This window comes from Bacillus sp. AFS053548 (genome assembly GCF_002575105.1).
Lineage (GTDB): Bacteria > Bacillota > Bacilli > Bacillales > Bacillaceae_G > Gottfriedia.
In genome coordinates, this window is record NZ_NUHI01000007.1 from 1 (window position 1) to 18,692 (window position 18,692).

Here is an 18,692-nt window from a genome sequence, read left to right on the forward strand (position 1 = left end):
TGTTTAGTTTTCAAAGATCATCTTGTTTTTTAACAACTTAATCAGTTTATCACCTTCGACAAAATCTGTCAATAGTTGTTTTTTCTTTTTTTGTTATCGCCATCAGCGACGTATATAAATATAACATCCCCTCAATAAATGGTCAATAGTTTTTTTAAACTTTTTTTATATATTTTTTATACGATATAAATGCCAATTACACTTAACGCTACAATACCTGGAACACCTAATACACTTAAAAATGCACAAGTAACAGTATTAATCGGAATATGAAAATTATTCGAAGCTAAAGCATAGTTTAGTATAAATACAATCATGACACATACAATGCCTCTTAGTACGTATTTGCTAATTAGTTTCAAAGCTTTAACTGGCAGACCTACTAATAATAGAAATAAGATTACAAACAATACAACTGAAATCATAATAATACTATTCACCACAAAAAAACTCCCCTCATATAACTTGTACACCTTTTACTAAGATTGTATGAGAAAAGGAAGTAATCAATGACAAAAAACATTAATAAAAAAGAGCTTATTGCCTAAACAATAAACTCTTTTATCTATTTCATTTTTGTTATTAAAACATTTCTAGCCTTTGCTTCTTTTAATAAGAAGAAATACTTAGCCTGATAAAGCTTAACATGGATTAGTAGATCATCTGGTGGATCTACACTTCTTTCCATTAACTCGACCTGACTTAAGTAAATATCTTTGTAGTCATGTAGTCTATCAACTAGCTTTTCATCAAATTCTTTACGAATCTTTCCTTTTTTTCGAAAAAAACCCATGGTCTCTCTCCATTAATCAGTTTCTAAAGTTCTCTTCTACCTTCCAGAGCTTTCGAGAGTGTAACCTCATCTGCATATTCTAAGTCTCCGCCTACTGGTAGACCGTGTGCGATTCGAGTAATTTTTATACCCGTAGATTTTAATAGCCTAGAAATATACATAGCAGTTGCTTCACCCTCTATATTCGGGTTGGTAGCTAAAATAATTTCTTGAACTACATCATCTTTTAGTCTGCTCAATAATTCCATAATTTTAATGTCTTCAGGTCCAACTCCCTCCATAGGAGAAATTGCACCATGAAGTACATGATATAAACCTTGATATTCTCTCATTTTTTCCATAGCAATAACATCTTTCGTATCTTGCACTACGCATATGGTAGATCTGTCTCGATGTTGATCACTACAAATATAACAAGGGTCTTGGTCAGTTATATGGCCACATTCTGAACAGTAAAGTAGTTTTCTTTTTGCATCTATCATTGATTTTGCAAAGTCTAACACGTCGTCTTGCTTCATATCTAACATAAAAAACGCCAGTCGAACGGCCGTCTTGGGACCAATCCCTGGCAATTTCATAAAACTATCTATTAATTTGGATATCGGCTCAGGGTAATGCATTTGTCTTACCCTTAAAATAATCCTGGAATATTCATTCCTTTAGTAAACTGCCCCATTGTTTTAGCTGTTTCATCTTCAATTTGTTTAATAGCATCATTAGTTGCAGTTAAAACTAGATCTTGTAGCATTTCAATATCTTCTGGATCTACTACATCTTCCTTAATTGTAACTTCAACAATTTGTTTTAAACCATTAGCTGTAACAGTTACCATTCCACCGCCAGCTGTACCAACAAATGTACGCTCGTTTAATTCATTTTGTGCTTGTTCCATTTGTTTTTGCATTTTTTGCATTTGCTTCATCATATTATTCATATTGCCCATTCCGCCACGCATCATTTTCATTTCCTCCAATATAGTTATTCTTTAATAATGACTAAATCTTCACCAACAAGATTGATTGCCTCTTGTACGATTGGTGAAATTTCTGTTGAAGACTCTTTTTGTTTTGTTGTATTTAAAAATGAATCCCTAGTCGATCTCCAATCTTCTTCGGGAATTGCTAACATACTCATTTCTGCACCTAATAAATTTGATAATGTTTCATTAATCGTTGTTAAGTGCTCTTGTTCTCCATTATTATTGATTAAATCACAGATTGTCTCTGATTTAAAAGCAACGATACACTGTTCAGAAGAAGCTGCCACAACTTCACCATATGATACTAATGTTGCAGTAGAAACCTTATTTTGTTGCCTTAATTGATCTTGAAGTGATGTCCAAACTGCTAAAACTTTATTTTTTTCTGGTTTAGAAGCAGCTCTTAATACACCTGTTATTAAACTACTTGGTATTTTCGAACGAGATGTAGTCGATTTCGGTTTTGGACTAGTAGAGGAATCATTCGTTCCACTTACTGTAATACCATTTTCCTTTAAAAATTTCACTTCTTTTTCAAGAGCGTTAATTTTATTAATTAATGGTGTCAGCTCGTCCTGTTTTTTACCGATACCACTAACAGAAGCTTTTTGACAAAGTTGTACAATTGCCACCTCAAGTAAAACTCTTGGATGATTAGTCCATTTCATTTCTTGCTGACTTTTACTTAATGAAGCGATAATCTGATAAACTAACTCATCATTGTATGCATCGCAAAGCTCTTTAAATCGATCACTAACTGTTGCTCTCTCAAGTAATTCAATCGTACTTGGTGAATGCCTATATAATAGAATATCTCGATAATAGACTGTTAAATCTTCAATAAACCGAACTGGATCTTTACCTTGGTTTAATAGTTCTTCAATATTAGTTAAACAAACTGACACATTACCATCTATTATTGCTGAAACAACGGATATTAATCGTTCTTGAGCCACTGTGCCTGTTACCGCTAAAACATCATCTAATGAAATGGACTCATCGCTATATGAGATAGCTTGATCCAGAATGCTTAGTGCATCTCTCATTCCACCTTCAGCTGCACGGGATAACATCATCAAAGCTTCTGGTTCAATTGCTGTTTGTTGATGATTCAGTACAACTGTCAATCGATCTGAAATCGTTTGAGCATTTATCTTATGAAAGTCAAAACGTTGACATCTTGATAGAATCGTTAAAGGTATTTTATGTGGTTCAGTAGTAGCTAATATAAAAATAACGTGACTTGGAGGCTCCTCTAATGTTTTTAATAATGCATTAAAAGCCCCTATTGATAACATATGGACCTCATCTATTATGTACACTTTAAATTTACCTACAGAAGGAGCATATTTAACTTTTTCTCTAATATCACGTATTTCATCTACACCATTGTTAGATGCAGCATCAATCTCAATTACATCTGAAATTGATCCATCAGTAATACCTTTACAAATGGCACACTCATTACAAGGTTCATTAGTAGGTGCTTGTTCACAATTTAAAGCTTTTGCAAAGATTTTTGCTGTACTCGTCTTACCTGTTCCACGCGGACCTGTAAACAAATATGCATGTGATACTTTTTGCTGAAGAAGGGAGTTTTGTAACGTTCGTATAATGTGATCTTGACCCACGACATCTTTAAATTGCTGCGGTCTCCACAAACGATATAATGCTTGATAAGTCAATTGGTTTCCTCCTTCTTACAAAGTCATCATTATTATACCCTATGTAATGATTTCATGGAAAATATTTTAAAGAAAACAAAAAAACTCACTCAAAACTGAGTGAGTTTTTATAAAGTTACTGCCGTGCACCACTCTTCGATGCACTACCCCAGGCGTTACTTAAACAGTTAGCTCGGCCCAGGCACCCCTACGGCACACGAGATGGCTCACTTATTGCTGCTTCCTTCCGGACCTGACAAGGTTCATGAGTTCTCGTTGCGTAGGACCCAGACGTCAACACCACTTATTTAAGGCAGACCCTGAAATAGATACACCTCGGAGTGGAATTCAGTCTCGCTAGAGCGGATTGCGAGTACAGGGCACCGCTACCTCCCCACCTAGCACGGCAAAGTTAAAACCTAATTTTAAACCGCTGATTGAAGCGGTATTTAAAGTATATACGAACCGAATTAAAAAATCAATCCTTGTCCTTATGAAGGTAAATTTTTCTTTCTAGATCGCAACTCTCTAAAGAAATTCGTTAATAATTTACCACATTCTTCTTCTAATATACCCGAACTAACTTCACAGCGATGGTTAAATCGATCTTCTTGCAAAAGATTATAAATTGATCCTCCACAACCTGCCTTCGGGTCTTTTGCACCGAAAACGACTCTTGGAATTCTTGATTGAATGATGGCACCCGCACACATCGGACAAGGTTCCAACGTTACATATAGAGTTGTTTCCTCTAATCGCCAAGAATCAATGACTTTACAAGCATCTTCAATTGTACTCATTTCAGCGTGACCTAAAGCTGTTTGTTTTGTTTCACGTAAATTATATCCTCGTGCAATGACTTCGTCGTTGTAAACCAATACAGATCCAATAGGTACTTCCCCTATTCGCTCTGCTTTTAGTGCTTCCTCTATTGCCAACTTCATATAAAACTCATCTTTATTCAAACTTTACACCTCTTTATTTCTTTAACAAACAAATATTCTTTTTACGAGTAGATAAACTAAACATAGATTGGAGTGAAGCCGAATGAATTCTTCAAATCAAAAAGACAAGCAGTTGCCTGCATTATTAATTGTCGATTTAATCAACTCATTTACTTTTAAACATGGAAGTGTTCTTGCGGAAAAATCAATCCATATGGTTCCGAAAATAAATTACATAAGAGACATTTTTAAAAACAAAAAACTTCCTACTATATATGTTAATGATCATTATAAAATCGAAAACCCGACTCAAAAAAAACTTATTAAGCATTGTCTCAATCCTTTAAGCTACGACTTAATAAAGCATATACAACCAAATGAGGACGATTATTTTATCTTTAAGCCTAACTACTCAGGTTTTTACTTAACAAATTTAGAAGAATTATTAAAAAAATTAAACATTACCCATTTGGTTATTGTGGGTGTAGCAGGAAACCGTTGTGTACTTTTTACAGCAAATGATGCATTTATGCGGGATTATAACTTAATTATACCTCAAGATGCAATTTCCTCGGTTACTGATTATGATGAAAAGGTTGCAATTTATATGATGAAAGACATTTTAAATGCAACGGTTATTCAAACTGAGGAAATCGAAGAAATGATCAATCATTTAGAGAACAACAATTAACTGTAATTGGAAAAATTTTAAAATGGTATTCCGTCTGACTACAGTATGTTAAAATAGTTTCTGTATGTTTTTTGACTATGATACGGAATTTGACTAGTAAGGAGGACAAGAGATGATACGTGTACCTTTTATAACAGTAGAAGGACCAATTGGTGTCGGAAAAACATCTCTATCCAAAGCGATCTCTGAACACTTTCATTATGAACTACTAAAAGAAATTGTAGATGAAAATCCTTTTTTGGGTAAGTTTTACACGGACATTGAAGAGTGGAGTTTCCAAACAGAAATGTTTTTCCTTTGTAATCGATTTAAACAATTAGAAGATATAGACAGAATGTTTCTTAATAAATCGATTCCAGTGGTTGCAGACTACCACATCCTTAAGAATTTAATTTTTGCTAGCAGGACATTAAAAAATAAGCAGCATGATAAATATTTAAAAATATATCAAATATTAACTGAGGATATGCCAAAGCCAAATGTGATTATTTACTTAACGGCAAGCCTTGAGACGCTTCAAAAGCGTATTCAACTTCGTGGTAGAGAATTCGAACAATTGATTGAGGACCAGTACCTACTTCAGTTAATTGAAGATTACGAGACACACATGATAGAATTTCAAGCTAAATACCCTGAAATTCCAGTACTAAAATTTGACGGTGATCAAATTGACTTCGTTAATAACCCGAGAGATTTAACGATGATACTTGAATCGTTAGAAAACACCTTACAAAAGGAGCTAAGAAGTATATGAATTTACGCGAAAAATACGGAATACGAAACGATGCAGTTATTACAATTGCTGGGACAGTAGGTGTAGGAAAATCTACTATGACCAATGCACTTGCAGATGCACTAAACTTTCGTACATCATTTGAAAAAGTAGATACAAACCCATACCTAGATAAATTTTATCAAGATTTTGCTCGTTGGAGCTTCCATTTACAAATATACTTCTTAGCAGAGCGATTCAAAGAACAAAAAAGAATGTTTGAATACGGCGGCGGGTTTATCCAAGACCGTTCAATTTATGAAGATACTGGCATCTTTGCGAAAATGCATTACGAAAAAGGAACGATGAGTGAAGTTGACTACGAAACATATACTAGTCTTTTTGAGGCTATGGTTATGTCACCTTATTTCCCAGCTCCTGATTTATTAATTTACTTAGAAGGAACATTCGATGAAGTCGTTGAGCGAATTAAAGAGCGTGGACGTCCAATGGAGCAACAAACTCCTGTTGAATATTGGAAAGAAATGAATACACGTTACGAAAACTGGATTAATAACTTTAACGCTTGTCCTGTACTTCGTTTAAGTATTAGCGAATATGATTTAATTAAAAATGAATCTTCTGTAGAAGAAATCGTTAAGAAGATTGGAAACGTACTAAATCATTCACAAAAATATATGAAATCTAGATAATAGTTGTCTTACTAATAGATAAAAGAAAAAGCTGCGAACTTTACATAGTACTGGTACGCAGCTTTTTCTTTTCCAATTTAATTTTATAAACAAACAAAAAACTCGTTACACGAATGTAACGAGTTGTCTAATATATATGCACTCTTTTATTTGAAAAAATGGAGGAGTAAGAGGGATTCGAACCCCCGCGGGCTGTTACACCCCTGTCGGTTTTCAAGACCGATCCCTTCAGCCAGACTTGGGTATTACTCCGTATTGACAAGAATTATAATACCATACGAAAAAATTAAGGTCAAGCATTCTTCTAAAAAATTATATTTTTTTTTGAAATAAAAACAACCTTTTTACAACAAGTATTATCGTCATCTAACTATTAAAGTATACATCTTTTATATAAGTAGAAAAAATATACAGAAAATTCATTTGTATTTATAATGGTACTACCATTTAAAAATATTAGAAATTTTTAAGGAGAAAGAAATGTTTGAATTAATACCGCTGATGCTGGAACGAGTAGGTATTCTCGTTATACTCGCCTTTTTACTTTCAAGGATGAAGTCATTTAGACAAATCATTCAAAATGAACACTCCTTTGGTGCAAAAATGATCCTAATTGTTATATTTGGCGCCTTTGGTGTAATTAGTAATTATACTGGTGTTCATATTTATCATGAGTCAATTATGTCTCAGTCATGGCACTTTAATGTAGCAAGTAATAATGCAATTGCAAATACAAGAATTATGGGAGTAGCCATTGGCGGTCTAATTGGCGGCCCGATTGTTGGCTTAGGAGTCGGATTAATAGCAGGCTTACACCGTCTAACATTAGGCGGATTTACTGCATATGCATGTGCCATTTCTACAATCGTTGCGGGAGTTGTTACAGGACTACTTAGAAAAAGATTCGGGATACAGAAAAACAAATCCATTTGGAGTGTAGTATCAATTGGAATAATTATGGAATGTGTTCAAATGGGGATTATCCTTTTAATCGCAAAACCTTTTTGGGCCGCTCTACATCTTGTTGAAGTGATTGCTCTTCCAATGATTCTAATAAATGGTTTTGGTACGCTTATATTTATATTGATCATTCAAAATATTTTACAGGAAGAAGAAAAAACGCGAGCGCTTCAAACAAACAAAGCCCTGTATATCGCAGAGCAAACTTTACCATTTTTTAGACAGGGACTAACCCCTCATTCTTGTAATGAAGCGGCAAGAATTATTTTTAAATTAACCAAGGCAGATGCAATATCGATTACTGATCACAAAAGCGTACTTGCTCACGTAGGTGCAGGTTCAGATCACCATGAACCAATGAATAGTTTAGCAACAAAACTAACCAAGAAGGCATTAAAAGAAGGAACAATTATTATTGCTACTTCAAAAGATGAAATTCAATGTTTCCATATCGATTGCCCTTTAAGTGCGGCTATTGTATTACCGTTAAAGGCATTAAATAAAACAGTTGGATCTTTAAAGCTATATTACACGGATTCCAACAAGCTAGACAAAGTTGAGAAAGAACTAGCAGACGGATTATCTAAACTTTTTTCTACCCAATTGGAATTAGCAGAGGCTGAACTACAGCGAAAATTAGTGAAAGATGCTGAAATAAAAGCATTACAAGCACAAATGCATCCCCACTTCCTGTTCAACTCTTTAAATACAATTTCAAGTTTAATTAGAACAGATGCTGATCAAGCTAGAAAATTACTAATCCATTTAAGCACTTTTTTTCGAAATAACTTACAAGGGGCAAGGCAGACCTTAGTCACTTTAGAAAAGGAATTAGAACATGTAGAAGCATATTTAACGATTGAACAAACTAGGTTTCCTTCTAAATTCCATGTTGAGTTTCAAATAGAACCTCATTTAAAAACGGTTCAAATCCCCCCTTTTACACTTCAACCACTTATAGAGAATTCGATTCGACATGCATTTTCAAAGGAAAAGAAATTAAAGGTAACTGTGCAAGCATATGAATTCAATAATGAAATGATTCTCATTACTGAAGATAATGGCAAGGGGATTTCGCCAGAGCTACTAAATACAATTGGGAACGAAACAATACAGTCTAAAGAGGGAACTGGAACAGCATTATGGAATATAAAAAAACGAATTGAAGAAATTTACGGGGAAAAAGAATATTTTCAAATTAAATCCGACCTGAACACTGGAACGAAAGTATCGATAAGAATCCCATTAATGCAAAAAGTAATGGAGGGATAAATAATGTTAAAGGCACTAATTGTAGATGATGAACCATTAGCAAGAGACGAACTAGCTTATTTACTAAAAAGAAGCAAGGCAGTCGAAATAGTCGGTGAAGCGGATTCAATTAGAAGTACATTGGAATTCATTCAAATAGAAGAAGTCGACGTTGTATTTTTAGATATCCAGTTAGCTGATGAAAGTGGATTAGAATTAGCACAAAAACTGCAGGATCTTAGCCATCAACCAGCAATCGTATTTGCAACAGCTTTTGACGAGTACGCTTTAAATGCATTCGATTTACATGCAATTGATTATATTTTAAAACCATTTGATGAATTAAGAATTCAAAAGACTATTGAAAAATTAGCTAAACTAGGTACGAAAACTATTAGAACTGAGGTGAAAAAGAATCCCCCTCTTTTAAAACAAGATAAATTGGCCATTTCGGTTGATGAAAGAATTCTTTTAATAACATTCGAAGAGATTATTTACATTTTTACACAAGAAGGTAAAACAAGTGTCGTTACTGATAAGATGACTTATCGAATAAATGAACCTTTAATCAATTTAGAGCGCAAGCTACAGAATACATCCTTTACCCGTGTCCATCGGAGCTATATTGTCAATTTAGATAAAATTATTGAAATTCAGCCTTGGTTTAATTCCACATATAATTTAATGATGAATGATGGTGAGAAAGTACCTGTTAGCCGAACATACACAAAGGAAATTAAGCAACTTTTTAATTTATAAGCTTGTATTTCAATAATCCATTCATGCTTCTCAACCTGTTTTTATTGCATCTTACATTGAAAATTCAAAATTTTAATTTTCATAAAGTAAAATGAGTGTAAATAAAAAGATACAGGGGAGGCTTATTAAGTAAAATGAATGCGGTTACAATTGTTATTGTTTCTATGTGTATTTTGATGATTGCATATCGTCTATACGGAACATTTATGGCTGTGAAGGTACTTAAGTTAAATGATTCCATACCTACTCCAGCTCATGAGTTAAATGATGGTAAGGACTATGTTCCTACTAACAAATGGGTAACATTTGGTCATCACTTTGCTGCAATCGCAGCAGCTGGCCCTCTAGTTGGTCCAATTTTGGCCGCTCAATTTGGATACCTTCCAGGTCTATTATGGCTTTTAATTGGTGCTGTAATCGGTGGAGCAGTACATGATGCTGTTGTTTTATATGCTTCGATGAGAAAAAAAGGAAAGACGCTATCGGAAGTAGCAAAAGAAGAGCTTGGACCAGTTGCAGGCTTCTGTACGGGACTAGCTATGCTTTTCATTATTACAATTACAATGGCCGGACTTTCAATGGTTGTTCTACATGCTCTTGAAAATAACCCTTGGGGGACATTTGCAGTTGGAATCACAATACCAATTGCGATGGGTGTTGGTCTACTATATAAAAAAACTGGCAATTTAAAATTAGCTTCAACGATTGGATTTATTTTACTAATGGTTGGAGTCTTTATGGGACCGACAATACAAGAAACTGCTATAGGTGATTTTTTAACATTTGATACGAGAACTTTGGCAATCATACTACCTATCTACGCGTTTTTTGCTGCTGCTTTGCCGGTATGGCTTTTATTGGCACCACGAGACTATTTAAGTAGTTTTATGAAAATTGGTGTATTTATTGCACTTATTATTGGGGTATTTATTATTAATCCATCTATCCAATTTCCGACTGTAACTAAATTTGTTAACGGCGGGGGACCGATTTTAGCTGGTCCAGTTTGGCCATTTATTTCGATTACAATAGCATGTGGAGCAATTTCAGGTTTTCATGCATTTGTGGGCTCTGGTACGACACCAAAAATGCTTGATCGATGGAGCGATATAAAGGTTGTAGGATTTGGAGCAATGCTAGTTGAATGTTTAGTAGGTATTATGGCTTTAATCGCTGCTACTGCACTTCAGCCAGCAGACTACTTTGCAATAAACTCTACTCCAGAAGTTTTTAAAACGTTAGGAATGAATGTTGTCCACTTACCGGAACTTAGTAAAGAAATTGGATTAAGTCTAGAAGGGCGAACTGGTGGAGCTGTTACATTGGCGGTTGGTATGACATACATATTTACATCCATTCCTTGGTTTAGTCACTTAGCATCATATTTCTTCCAATTTGTTGTTATGTTCGAAGCAGTATTTATATTAACAGCAATTGACGCTGGAACTCGAGTAGCACGATATTTAATTCAAGATTTCTTTGGTGAATATTATAAACCATTGAAGAAAACAGATTGGGTACCAGGATCAATTTTTGCTAGTGCGCTAGCATGCTTTATGTGGGGATATCTCTTATTTTCAGGTGATATCGGATCAATCTGGGCATTATTTGGGGTATCTAATCAATTAATGGCCTCTATTGGATTAATCATTGGGGCAACAGTGCTATTAAAGATAGCTGATAAACGTTGGTATATGCTTACATGTTTAATTCCTCTTGCCTATCTATTTATCACTGTAAATTATGCAGGATATTGGATGATCAAAAATGTTTATCTAAACCATGATGCAGCCGGTTATAGTATGTTAAATGGTGTCTTATCTATCATTATGTTAGTTTTAGGTGTCGTGATTTTAATATCAGCTATTAAGAAATGGATGGAATTGTGGAACACACCTAATTATAAGATTAATGTTAAAACTATCTAAATAAAAAGCAGATGGATCTGAGAATCATTTCTCAAATACCATCTGCTTTTTTTATTTATTTAATTACTTCTTTTCCACCCATATACGGACGAAGAACTTCAGGAATAATAACTGAGCCATCTGCCTGTTGGTAGTTTTCTAAAATTGCAGAAACCGTACGTCCAATTGCAAGACCAGAGCCGTTTAATGTATGAACAAATTCTGGTTTTCCTTTTGGATCACGTCTAAAGCGTATATTCGCTCTTCTTGCTTGGAACGCCTCAAAGTTACTACAAGAAGAAATTTCTTTGTATGCATCATAGCTTGGTAACCAAACTTCAATGTCATACGTTTTTGCAGAAGAAAATCCAATATCTCCAGCACATAATGTAATGACACGGTATGGTAACCCTAATAATTGAAGAACTTTTTCAGCTTGAGCAGTTAATTTTTCTAATTCAATATAAGAATCTTCAGGTTTTACAAAGCGCACTAGTTCAACTTTATTAAATTGATGCTGGCGGATTAATCCTCGTGTATCACGGCCAGCAGAACCTGCCTCAGAACGGAAACACGCGCTATATGCAGTATATGCAATCGGTAATTGAGTAGCATCAAGAATTTCGTCACGGTGATAGTTTGTTACAGGTACTTCTGCAGTAGGTACTAAGAAAAAGTCTTCTTTCTCGATACGGAATGCGTCTTCTTCAAATTTTGGTAATTGTCCTGTACCAATCATGCTAGCACGATTTACAAGGTTTGGAGGTAGTACTTCAGTGTATCCATGCTCCTCGGTATGTAGATCTAACATAAAGCTGATTAAAGCACGTTCAAGTCTAGCTCCTAAGCCTTTATAGAAAGTAAAACGGCTACCTGTTACTTTTGCTCCACGTTCGAAGTCTAAAATGTCTAAATCAACACCTAAGTCCCAATGTGCCTTTGGTTCAAAATCAAATGTACGAACTTCACCTATTCTACGAATTTCAACATTATCATCTTCTGTTAATCCAACTGGTACTGAATCACTAACTAAGTTTGGAATTGTAAATAAAATAGCATCTAGTTGTTCTTCTAAAGTTCTAATCTCTTCATCTAGAGCTTTAATTTTATCCCCAACTTCTCTCATCTCAACAATTAGTGCTTCTGCATCTTTTTTCTCACGCTTTAATACACTGATTTCTTGGCTAACTTCATTACGTCTGCTTTTTAAACCTTCAACCTGAACAAGTAGTTCTCTACGGTTTAAATCTAAGTCTTCAAATTTTTCGATATAGCTTATGTCTCCACCACGTAACTGAAGTTTTGCTTTAACATCTTCAAAATTACTACGTAATAATTTAATGTCTAACATTTTTAATTCCTCCTATTCTTTTATTGTCTAAAGGATAAAAATAAATACAAAAAAGCCCTCATCCCATAAAAGGGACGAGAGCTACCCGCGTTGCCACCCTAATTGAAGAATTAATAAATAATCCTTCCACCTTAGTATAGTTAACGGACTATAGTACCGGGGTCACTTACTAGCTGTACAGCATTCCGTAACCCACTCAAGAATGGATTCACAAGTCTTCATTATCGGTTTGCACCAACCACCGACTCTCTATAAATTTAGAACTTGCTACTATTTTCTTTCATCGCTTTAAACAATTTAAATTATATAATAATTTACTATAAGCTTTTACTTTTTTCAAGAGTTACATACTTAAATTTGCACTTTTTTCCTTAACCATCTCTACAAAGTAATTCATAAAACGGTAATCATTCGTTAATTCTGGATGGAAAGATGCTGCTAACATGTGATTTTGTCTAACTGCTACAATATTACCACCGTGTTCTGCAATAACCTCTGCATCACCTGATACGGAACGAATAAATGGTGCTCTGATAAATACAGCTGGGTAGTCTTCACATACACCTTTAATTGGAATATTTACTTCAAAACTATCCACTTGTCTACCATAAGCATTACGTTCGGCTACCATATCCATAACTCCTATATGCACCGTGTCATCATTTGCAATCTCTTTTGAAAGCAAGATCATACCTGCACATGTACCGAATGCTGGTAAACCATTTTCGATTTTCTCTTTTAATGGTTCTAATAACCCAACGTGATCAAGCAACTTACGCATTGCAGTGCTCTCTCCACCAGGTAATACAATACCATCAAGTCCATCTAAATGTTCTACACGTTTCACGATAACAGCTTCAGCACCACATGCTTTAATTGCATTTATATGTTCTTGAACTGCACCTTGTAATGCTAATACACCTATTTTCATAAATTCACCAACTTAAATGCTACGATCTTGCATACGATCTGCTGCAGCAAGTTGTCTCATATCGATACCTTTCATAGCAGGACCTAAGTTTTTAGAAAGGTTAGCGATTAATTCATAATCTTGATAGTGAGTAGTAGCTTGTACAATCGCACGAGCAAACTTCTCAGGGTTTTCTGACTTGAAGATACCAGATCCTACGAATACACCGTCAGCACCTAATTCCATCATTAAAGCTGCGTCTGCAGGTGTTGCTACTCCGCCAGCCGCAAAGTTAACAACTGGTAAACGACCAAGCTCTTTAATTTGAAGTAATAATTCGAATGGAGCGCCAAGATTTTTAGCTTCAACCATTAATTCATCACGAGATAAACCAACTACTTTGCGGATTTCTCCGTTAATTTGGCGTAAGTGACGTACTGCTTCTACAATGTTTCCAGTACCTGGCTCACCTTTTGTACGTAGCATAGATGCGCCTTCACCAATACGACGAAGTGCTTCACCTAAGTTACGGCAACCACAAACGAATGGAACAGTGTAATCTGATTTATTAATATGGAAGATATCATCTGCTGGAGATAATACTTCACTCTCATCGATGTAATCTACTCCCATTGCTTCTAAAACACGCGCTTCAACGATATGTCCAATACGAGCTTTAGCCATTACAGGAATACTAACAGCGTTAAGAATTTCCTCAGTAATACTTGTATCAGCCATACGAGCTACTCCACCAGCTGCACGAATGTCAGATGGTACCTTTTCTAATGCCATTACTGCTACTGCACCAGCAGCTTCTGCAATTTTAGCTTGCTCAGCATTTACTACGTCCATAATGACGCCGCCCTTTTGCATTTCTGCCATGCCGCGTTTCACACGTTCTGTTCCTGTTAAATTCATTGTTATGCCCCTCCATTATTAAAGCTTACTTGGTAACATTTTAGTATTTCTCTTCCCCTAGTTAAAGTTACCTTACTTTTATTTTACTGAAAAAATGACAACTTAACAATTACTGATATATTTATATAGAAATTTATTTAAATAAACCACCAATTCCGCTTATGATACTATCCCATAAATTCCCGAAAAATGATCCAATTCCTCTAAATGATAAAACTAACCAATTTGCTTTATCAACACTTTTATCGACTACTAAATCGTACGATTGATTATTAGTATTGATAAATCCTAAATCTTCATTCTTTGAAGATTTAACCACTATTTGTCCAACTTTTGTTCCTTTTTTAATTGGAGCTATGATATTGCCATCTTTATCAATTGATTTACCTGATAATTGGACTGTTGCTTTATAATTTTTAGCTTCACCGCGTTTTATAGCTAAAGTAACATCGTCTTTTGCTACTACTTTTACTTCTTTATCTTTACCTTTAACTACTTTTACTATTTTATTACCTTTTACTGTTTGACCTTTTGATACCAATGTAACTTTTTCGAAGTTACTGAAACCGTAATCCATTAATTTAGCCGTTTCACTAAATCTTGAGTTATAAGAATTTGCCCCCATTACAACTGTAATATAACGTTGACCATCTCTTTTAGCAGTTCCAGTAAAACAGAAGCCAGCTGAATCTGTTGAACCCGTTTTTAATCCATCCATACCTGGGTACTGAAATACTAGCCCTGGTAACATCCAGTTCCAGTTATCCATATTTACTGGATACTTTCCACCCTTTTGGAATGTTTTCTTTGGAATTGAAGAAGTCTGAAGCACTTCTGGATATGTTTTAATTAGATTATATGCTAATTTAGCAACACCGTTTGCTGACATAATATTTTCATCAGTAAGGGAAGTTCCTTCTGGTTGCATACCTTGTAAGTCTTTATTTACTAAACCAGTAGCATTAACAAACTTAACGTCTCCTAGGCCTAGTTTCTTTGCTTTATCGTTCATTAATTGGACGAAGTTTTTCTCTGATCCACCAATTTTTTCTGCTAGTGCAATTGTCGCACCGTTTGCTGAATAAATAGCAGCTGCTTCATATAGTTCTTTCACTGTATATTGACCACCTAATTCAAGTGGTACGTTAGATAATCCTGTGTTTTGAGAAATTTTATGAGCATAATCAGAAACAGTTACTTTATCGTCCCAAGAAATTTTCCCATTTTTTACTGCTTCATTAACTAGATATTCTGTCATCATTTTAGACATACTTGCAATCGGTAATGGAGCTTTTGAATTTTTTTCATATAATATTTTCCCTGAATTTGCATCAACTAAAATCGCAGCTTTAGCTTTAATGTCTAAAACGTCCTCTGCAGCAGCCGGTCGTAAATTCATTGGGATGATTACTGTTATCGCTAATGCTATTACGATTAGTTTCGTTAGTATTTTCTTTCCAATCACTTTTTTACCTCCAACCTTTAATCTCACTTGTACATTTTAACACAATTATTTCCCAAAAAATAGGCAACTACAATTTCTTGTAATTGCCCTAGGTACATTGCTTAAATTATTATAGTGAGTAATTTGGTGCTTCTTTTGTAATATGAACATCGTGTGGATGACTTTCACGTAAGCCAGCACCAGACATACGAATAAACTGTGCGTTATCTCTTAATTCATTTAGTGTAGCAGTACCACAGTAACCCATACCAGCTCTAATTCCACCAATTAGTTGGTGAACTGTATCAGCTAATGGGCCTTTATATGGAACACGTCCTTCGATACCTTCAGGAACTAGTTTTTTATTACCTTCTTGGAAATAACGATCTTTACTTCCTCTTTCCATTGCACCAACAGAACCCATACCACGGTATACTTTAAATTGTCTACCTTGGAAGATTTCTGTTTCACCAGGACTTTCTTGTACACCAGCAAACATACTACCTAACATAACAACATGTCCACCAGCTGCAAGAGCTTTAACGATATCACCAGAGTACTTAATACCGCCATCTGCAATAATAGGAACTCCGTACTCTCTAGCAACAGAAGCACAGTCATAAACTGCAGTTAGTTGAGGAACACCTACTCCAGCAACAACTCGAGTAGTACAGATCGAACCTGGTCCAATACCAACCTTAATGATATCTGCTCCAGCTTCAATAAGTTCTTTAGTTGCTTCACCTGTTGCAACATTACCAGCGATTATTGCTAACTCTGGGAATCTACTTCTAATTTCTTTTACTTTTTCAATTACGCCTTTAGAGTGACCATGTGCTGTATCAATTACAATTACATCGACATTTGCTTTCACTAACAACTCTACTCTTTGAAGTGCATCTTTTGTTACTCCTACAGCTGCACCTACAAGTAATCGTCCTTGTTGATCTTTCGCTGAGTTTGGAAACTCAATTACTTTTTCAATATCCTTAATTGTAATTAGGCCCTTTAAAGTACCGTCTCCATTAACTAGGGGTAGCTTTTCGATTTTATGTTTTTGAAGAATTTTTTCTGCTTCTGCAAGTGTAGTTCCAACAGGAGCAGTTATTAGATTTTCTTTTGTCATAACATCTGAAATAACAATTGAATAATCTTGAATAAAACGTAAATCACGATTTGTTAAAATACCTACTAATTTTCTATTCTCTGTATCATTTACGATTGGTACACCTGAAATACGATATTTACCCATTAAATATTCAGCGTCTGCTACTTTATGAGATGGTGTTAAGAAGAATGGATCATCAATTACACCACTTTCTGAACGCTTTACTTTGTCTACCTGTTCAGCTTGCTCTTCAATTGACATATTTTTGTGGATGATACCTAATCCACCTTGTCTAGCCATTGCAATAGCCATATCTGCTTCTGTAACTGTATCCATTCCTGCGCTGATTAATGGAATATTTAATTGAATTTTCTCAGTTAATCTCACACTCACATCAACTTGATTTGGAAGTACTTCAGATTTCGCTGGAACTAGTAATACATCATCAAAAGTAAGTCCTTCTTTTACGAATTTTGATTCCCACATAAAAAAGCCCCCCTATACACGTATAAATATTATTAGTAGATTAACAATAGGATAAAACACTGTCAAGGAAGTCAAATTATGTTTAAATATTCAGTTAATAAGGAGTCCCTCTCTTATGTTATACTCGTATAGTAATGTATGGGATGAGCTATGTTATTTTAGCTCTGCGCAGTATTCAAAAAACTATCTTCAAACAAAATATGAACGAACAAATTCCAAGGAACAAAAAACAAAGGCTTTCCGTAATGCTTATCCATTTTTATATTATATTGAGCATGGGAAGAGTTATTTTCATGCAGCTCAAAATTCTCAAATTAATGTAAAGCCTACATTACTGTTTTATGGGCTTGTTCAATTATTAAAGGCTTGCATCCTTACCGTAGATCCTGATTATCCGAGTACCACTGCAATCCTGGCTCATGGTGTTACCTCAAGAAAAATAAAAAAAGTAGGATACTCTTTTGTTGATGACGAAGTTAAAATCCAAAAAAATGGATTATTTACTCATGCTTCTAAAGTATTATTTAATCTAAATAATTTAGAAAACGAAAAGTTTACAATGCTTCAGCTTTTACAATCAATACCGGAATTAAATAAGGTCCTTAAAATTACCAAAAAAGGAAATTTATTTCTCCCGACTACTGTTGATCATGATGTAATTACTCTACCTGAACAAACTTTGTCATCCTATCATTTTACTTCAGAACGTTTTATTTCATTTCTTCAATCAAAGCAAGCTTCAATAGATATTGTAATTGTTGAACAGAATCAAAAGCAAATTAAAATTAAGTCAAATTTTCCTGATGAAATTTTAAATAAAGCACCATTTTATTTTAATATATTAAATGAAAGTTATTTTATAAAATCACAAAAGGAAGCGCTTTTATTATTACCTGAAATTCTTTACCACTATCTACTTTTATACAACTTGAGTATGATTTGTCGCTATGAAACTGACTGGTGGTGTGAACTTTTACAGACTTATTCAACTGATGATTATCCTTTAATAAACCAATTTTTAACAACAACAGAACAAAAAATTCCTTATTTAATTCATCGTTTTTTAACTACATAATAAACCAAAAAACATCAGCCTAATAGC

Annotated in this window: 18 protein-coding genes, 1 tRNA gene, 1 other RNA gene and 1 other annotated feature; of the genes, 7 read left to right on the forward strand and 13 right to left on the reverse strand. The window is 34.5% G+C overall.

Annotated features, from left to right (window positions below; translation table 11 throughout):
• Positions 1–176 precede the first annotated feature (176 nt).
• The 7 genes from CN946_RS04810 to tadA form a co-directional block, all read right to left on the reverse strand.
• Entirely contained in the window at positions 177–443 is a 267-nt protein-coding gene (locus CN946_RS04810; RefSeq protein ID WP_084006905.1) for a pro-sigmaK processing inhibitor BofA family protein, read from the reverse strand.
• Positions 444–565: 122 nt separating this feature from the next.
• Positions 566–793: a YaaL family protein gene (locus CN946_RS04815; RefSeq protein WP_056471200.1), complete on the reverse strand. Its 228-nt coding sequence runs from the start codon at positions 791–793 to the stop codon at positions 566–568.
• Between the two features lie 23 nt (positions 794–816).
• Positions 817–1,413, reverse strand: a complete 597-nt coding sequence (recR, locus tag CN946_RS04820; protein WP_056471203.1) for a recombination mediator RecR — start codon at positions 1,411–1,413, stop codon at positions 817–819.
• An 11-nt stretch (positions 1,414–1,424) separates the two neighbouring features.
• On the reverse strand, positions 1,425–1,751 hold the full coding sequence (locus CN946_RS04825; RefSeq protein WP_098860127.1) for a YbaB/EbfC family nucleoid-associated protein: 327 nt from the start codon (positions 1,749–1,751) through the stop codon (positions 1,425–1,427).
• A 20-nt stretch (positions 1,752–1,771) separates the two neighbouring features.
• On the reverse strand, positions 1,772–3,457 hold the full coding sequence (dnaX, locus tag CN946_RS04830) for a DNA polymerase III subunit gamma/tau (RefSeq protein ID WP_098860128.1): 1,686 nt from the start codon (positions 3,455–3,457) through the stop codon (positions 1,772–1,774).
• Positions 3,458–3,578: 121 nt separating this feature from the next.
• Positions 3,579–3,843, reverse strand: an RNA gene (gene ffs / locus CN946_RS04835) — signal recognition particle sRNA large type.
• An 84-nt stretch (positions 3,844–3,927) separates the two neighbouring features.
• Positions 3,928–4,401: a tRNA adenosine(34) deaminase TadA gene (gene tadA, locus CN946_RS04840; protein ID WP_098860129.1), complete on the reverse strand. Its 474-nt coding sequence runs from the start codon at positions 4,399–4,401 to the stop codon at positions 3,928–3,930.
• Positions 4,402–4,483: 82 nt separating this feature from the next.
• On the opposite strand from tadA, the gene CN946_RS04845 reads away from it, so the two are divergent.
• The 3 genes from CN946_RS04845 (at position 4,484) to CN946_RS04855 (ending at position 6,496) form a co-directional block, all read left to right on the forward strand.
• The gene (locus CN946_RS04845) at positions 4,484–5,071 is read left to right on the forward strand and encodes a cysteine hydrolase family protein (RefSeq protein WP_098860130.1); all 588 of its coding nucleotides are present in this window, start codon (positions 4,484–4,486) and stop codon (positions 5,069–5,071) included.
• A gap of 112 nt (positions 5,072–5,183) precedes the next feature.
• Entirely contained in the window at positions 5,184–5,825 is a 642-nt protein-coding gene (locus CN946_RS04850) for a deoxynucleoside kinase (protein ID WP_098860131.1), read from the forward strand.
• Positions 5,822–6,496: a deoxynucleoside kinase gene (locus CN946_RS04855; RefSeq protein ID WP_098860132.1), complete on the forward strand. Its 675-nt coding sequence runs from the start codon at positions 5,822–5,824 to the stop codon at positions 6,494–6,496. Before CN946_RS04850 ends, CN946_RS04855 begins: the two co-directional genes overlap by 4 nt.
• 159 nt (positions 6,497–6,655) lie before the next feature.
• Here the strand turns inward: CN946_RS04855 and CN946_RS04860 are convergent.
• Positions 6,656–6,748: transfer RNA gene (locus CN946_RS04860), tRNA-Ser, on the reverse strand.
• A gap of 228 nt (positions 6,749–6,976) precedes the next feature.
• Here CN946_RS04860 and CN946_RS04865 point away from each other — a divergent pair.
• From CN946_RS04865 to cstA, 3 genes are all read left to right on the forward strand, one after another.
• Complete coding sequence (locus CN946_RS04865; RefSeq protein ID WP_098860133.1) at positions 6,977–8,728, forward strand: sensor histidine kinase; 1,752 nt, start codon at positions 6,977–6,979, stop codon at positions 8,726–8,728.
• 3 nt (positions 8,729–8,731) lie between these two features.
• The gene (locus CN946_RS04870; RefSeq protein ID WP_098860134.1) at positions 8,732–9,466 is read left to right on the forward strand and encodes a LytR/AlgR family response regulator transcription factor; all 735 of its coding nucleotides are present in this window, start codon (positions 8,732–8,734) and stop codon (positions 9,464–9,466) included.
• 134 nt (positions 9,467–9,600) lie between these two features.
• A complete protein-coding gene (cstA, locus tag CN946_RS04875) occupies positions 9,601–11,394 on the forward strand; it encodes a carbon starvation protein CstA (RefSeq protein ID WP_098860135.1) in 1,794 nt (597 codons plus the stop codon).
• 55 nt (positions 11,395–11,449) lie between these two features.
• Here cstA and serS read toward each other — a convergent pair whose 3' ends face one another.
• The 5 genes from serS to guaB all read right to left on the reverse strand — a co-directional run bounded on the left by serS (position 11,450) and on the right by guaB (position 17,590).
• Complete coding sequence (gene serS, locus CN946_RS04880) at positions 11,450–12,724, reverse strand: serine--tRNA ligase (protein ID WP_098860136.1); 1,275 nt, start codon at positions 12,722–12,724, stop codon at positions 11,450–11,452.
• Between the two features lie 67 nt (positions 12,725–12,791).
• Positions 12,792–13,017 (reverse strand) — a binding site (T-box leader).
• A 50-nt stretch (positions 13,018–13,067) separates the two neighbouring features.
• A complete protein-coding gene (gene pdxT, locus CN946_RS04885; protein ID WP_098860137.1) occupies positions 13,068–13,655 on the reverse strand; it encodes a pyridoxal 5'-phosphate synthase glutaminase subunit PdxT in 588 nt (195 codons plus the stop codon).
• Between the two features lie 12 nt (positions 13,656–13,667).
• Positions 13,668–14,552, reverse strand: coding sequence for a pyridoxal 5'-phosphate synthase lyase subunit PdxS (gene pdxS / locus CN946_RS04890; RefSeq protein WP_056471238.1), 885 nt, complete (start codon positions 14,550–14,552; stop codon positions 13,668–13,670).
• Positions 14,553–14,685: 133 nt separating this feature from the next.
• A complete protein-coding gene (locus CN946_RS04895) occupies positions 14,686–15,951 on the reverse strand; it encodes a serine hydrolase (RefSeq protein ID WP_098860140.1) in 1,266 nt (421 codons plus the stop codon).
• Positions 15,952–16,126: 175 nt separating this feature from the next.
• The gene (gene guaB, locus CN946_RS04900) at positions 16,127–17,590 is read right to left on the reverse strand and encodes an IMP dehydrogenase (protein WP_098860138.1); all 1,464 of its coding nucleotides are present in this window, start codon (positions 17,588–17,590) and stop codon (positions 16,127–16,129) included.
• 115 nt (positions 17,591–17,705) lie between these two features.
• Between guaB and CN946_RS04905 the strand changes: the two genes are divergently transcribed.
• Entirely contained in the window at positions 17,706–18,665 is a 960-nt protein-coding gene (locus CN946_RS04905) for a YaaC family protein (protein ID WP_098860139.1), read from the forward strand.
• The last annotated feature ends 27 nt before the right edge of the window (positions 18,666–18,692 follow it).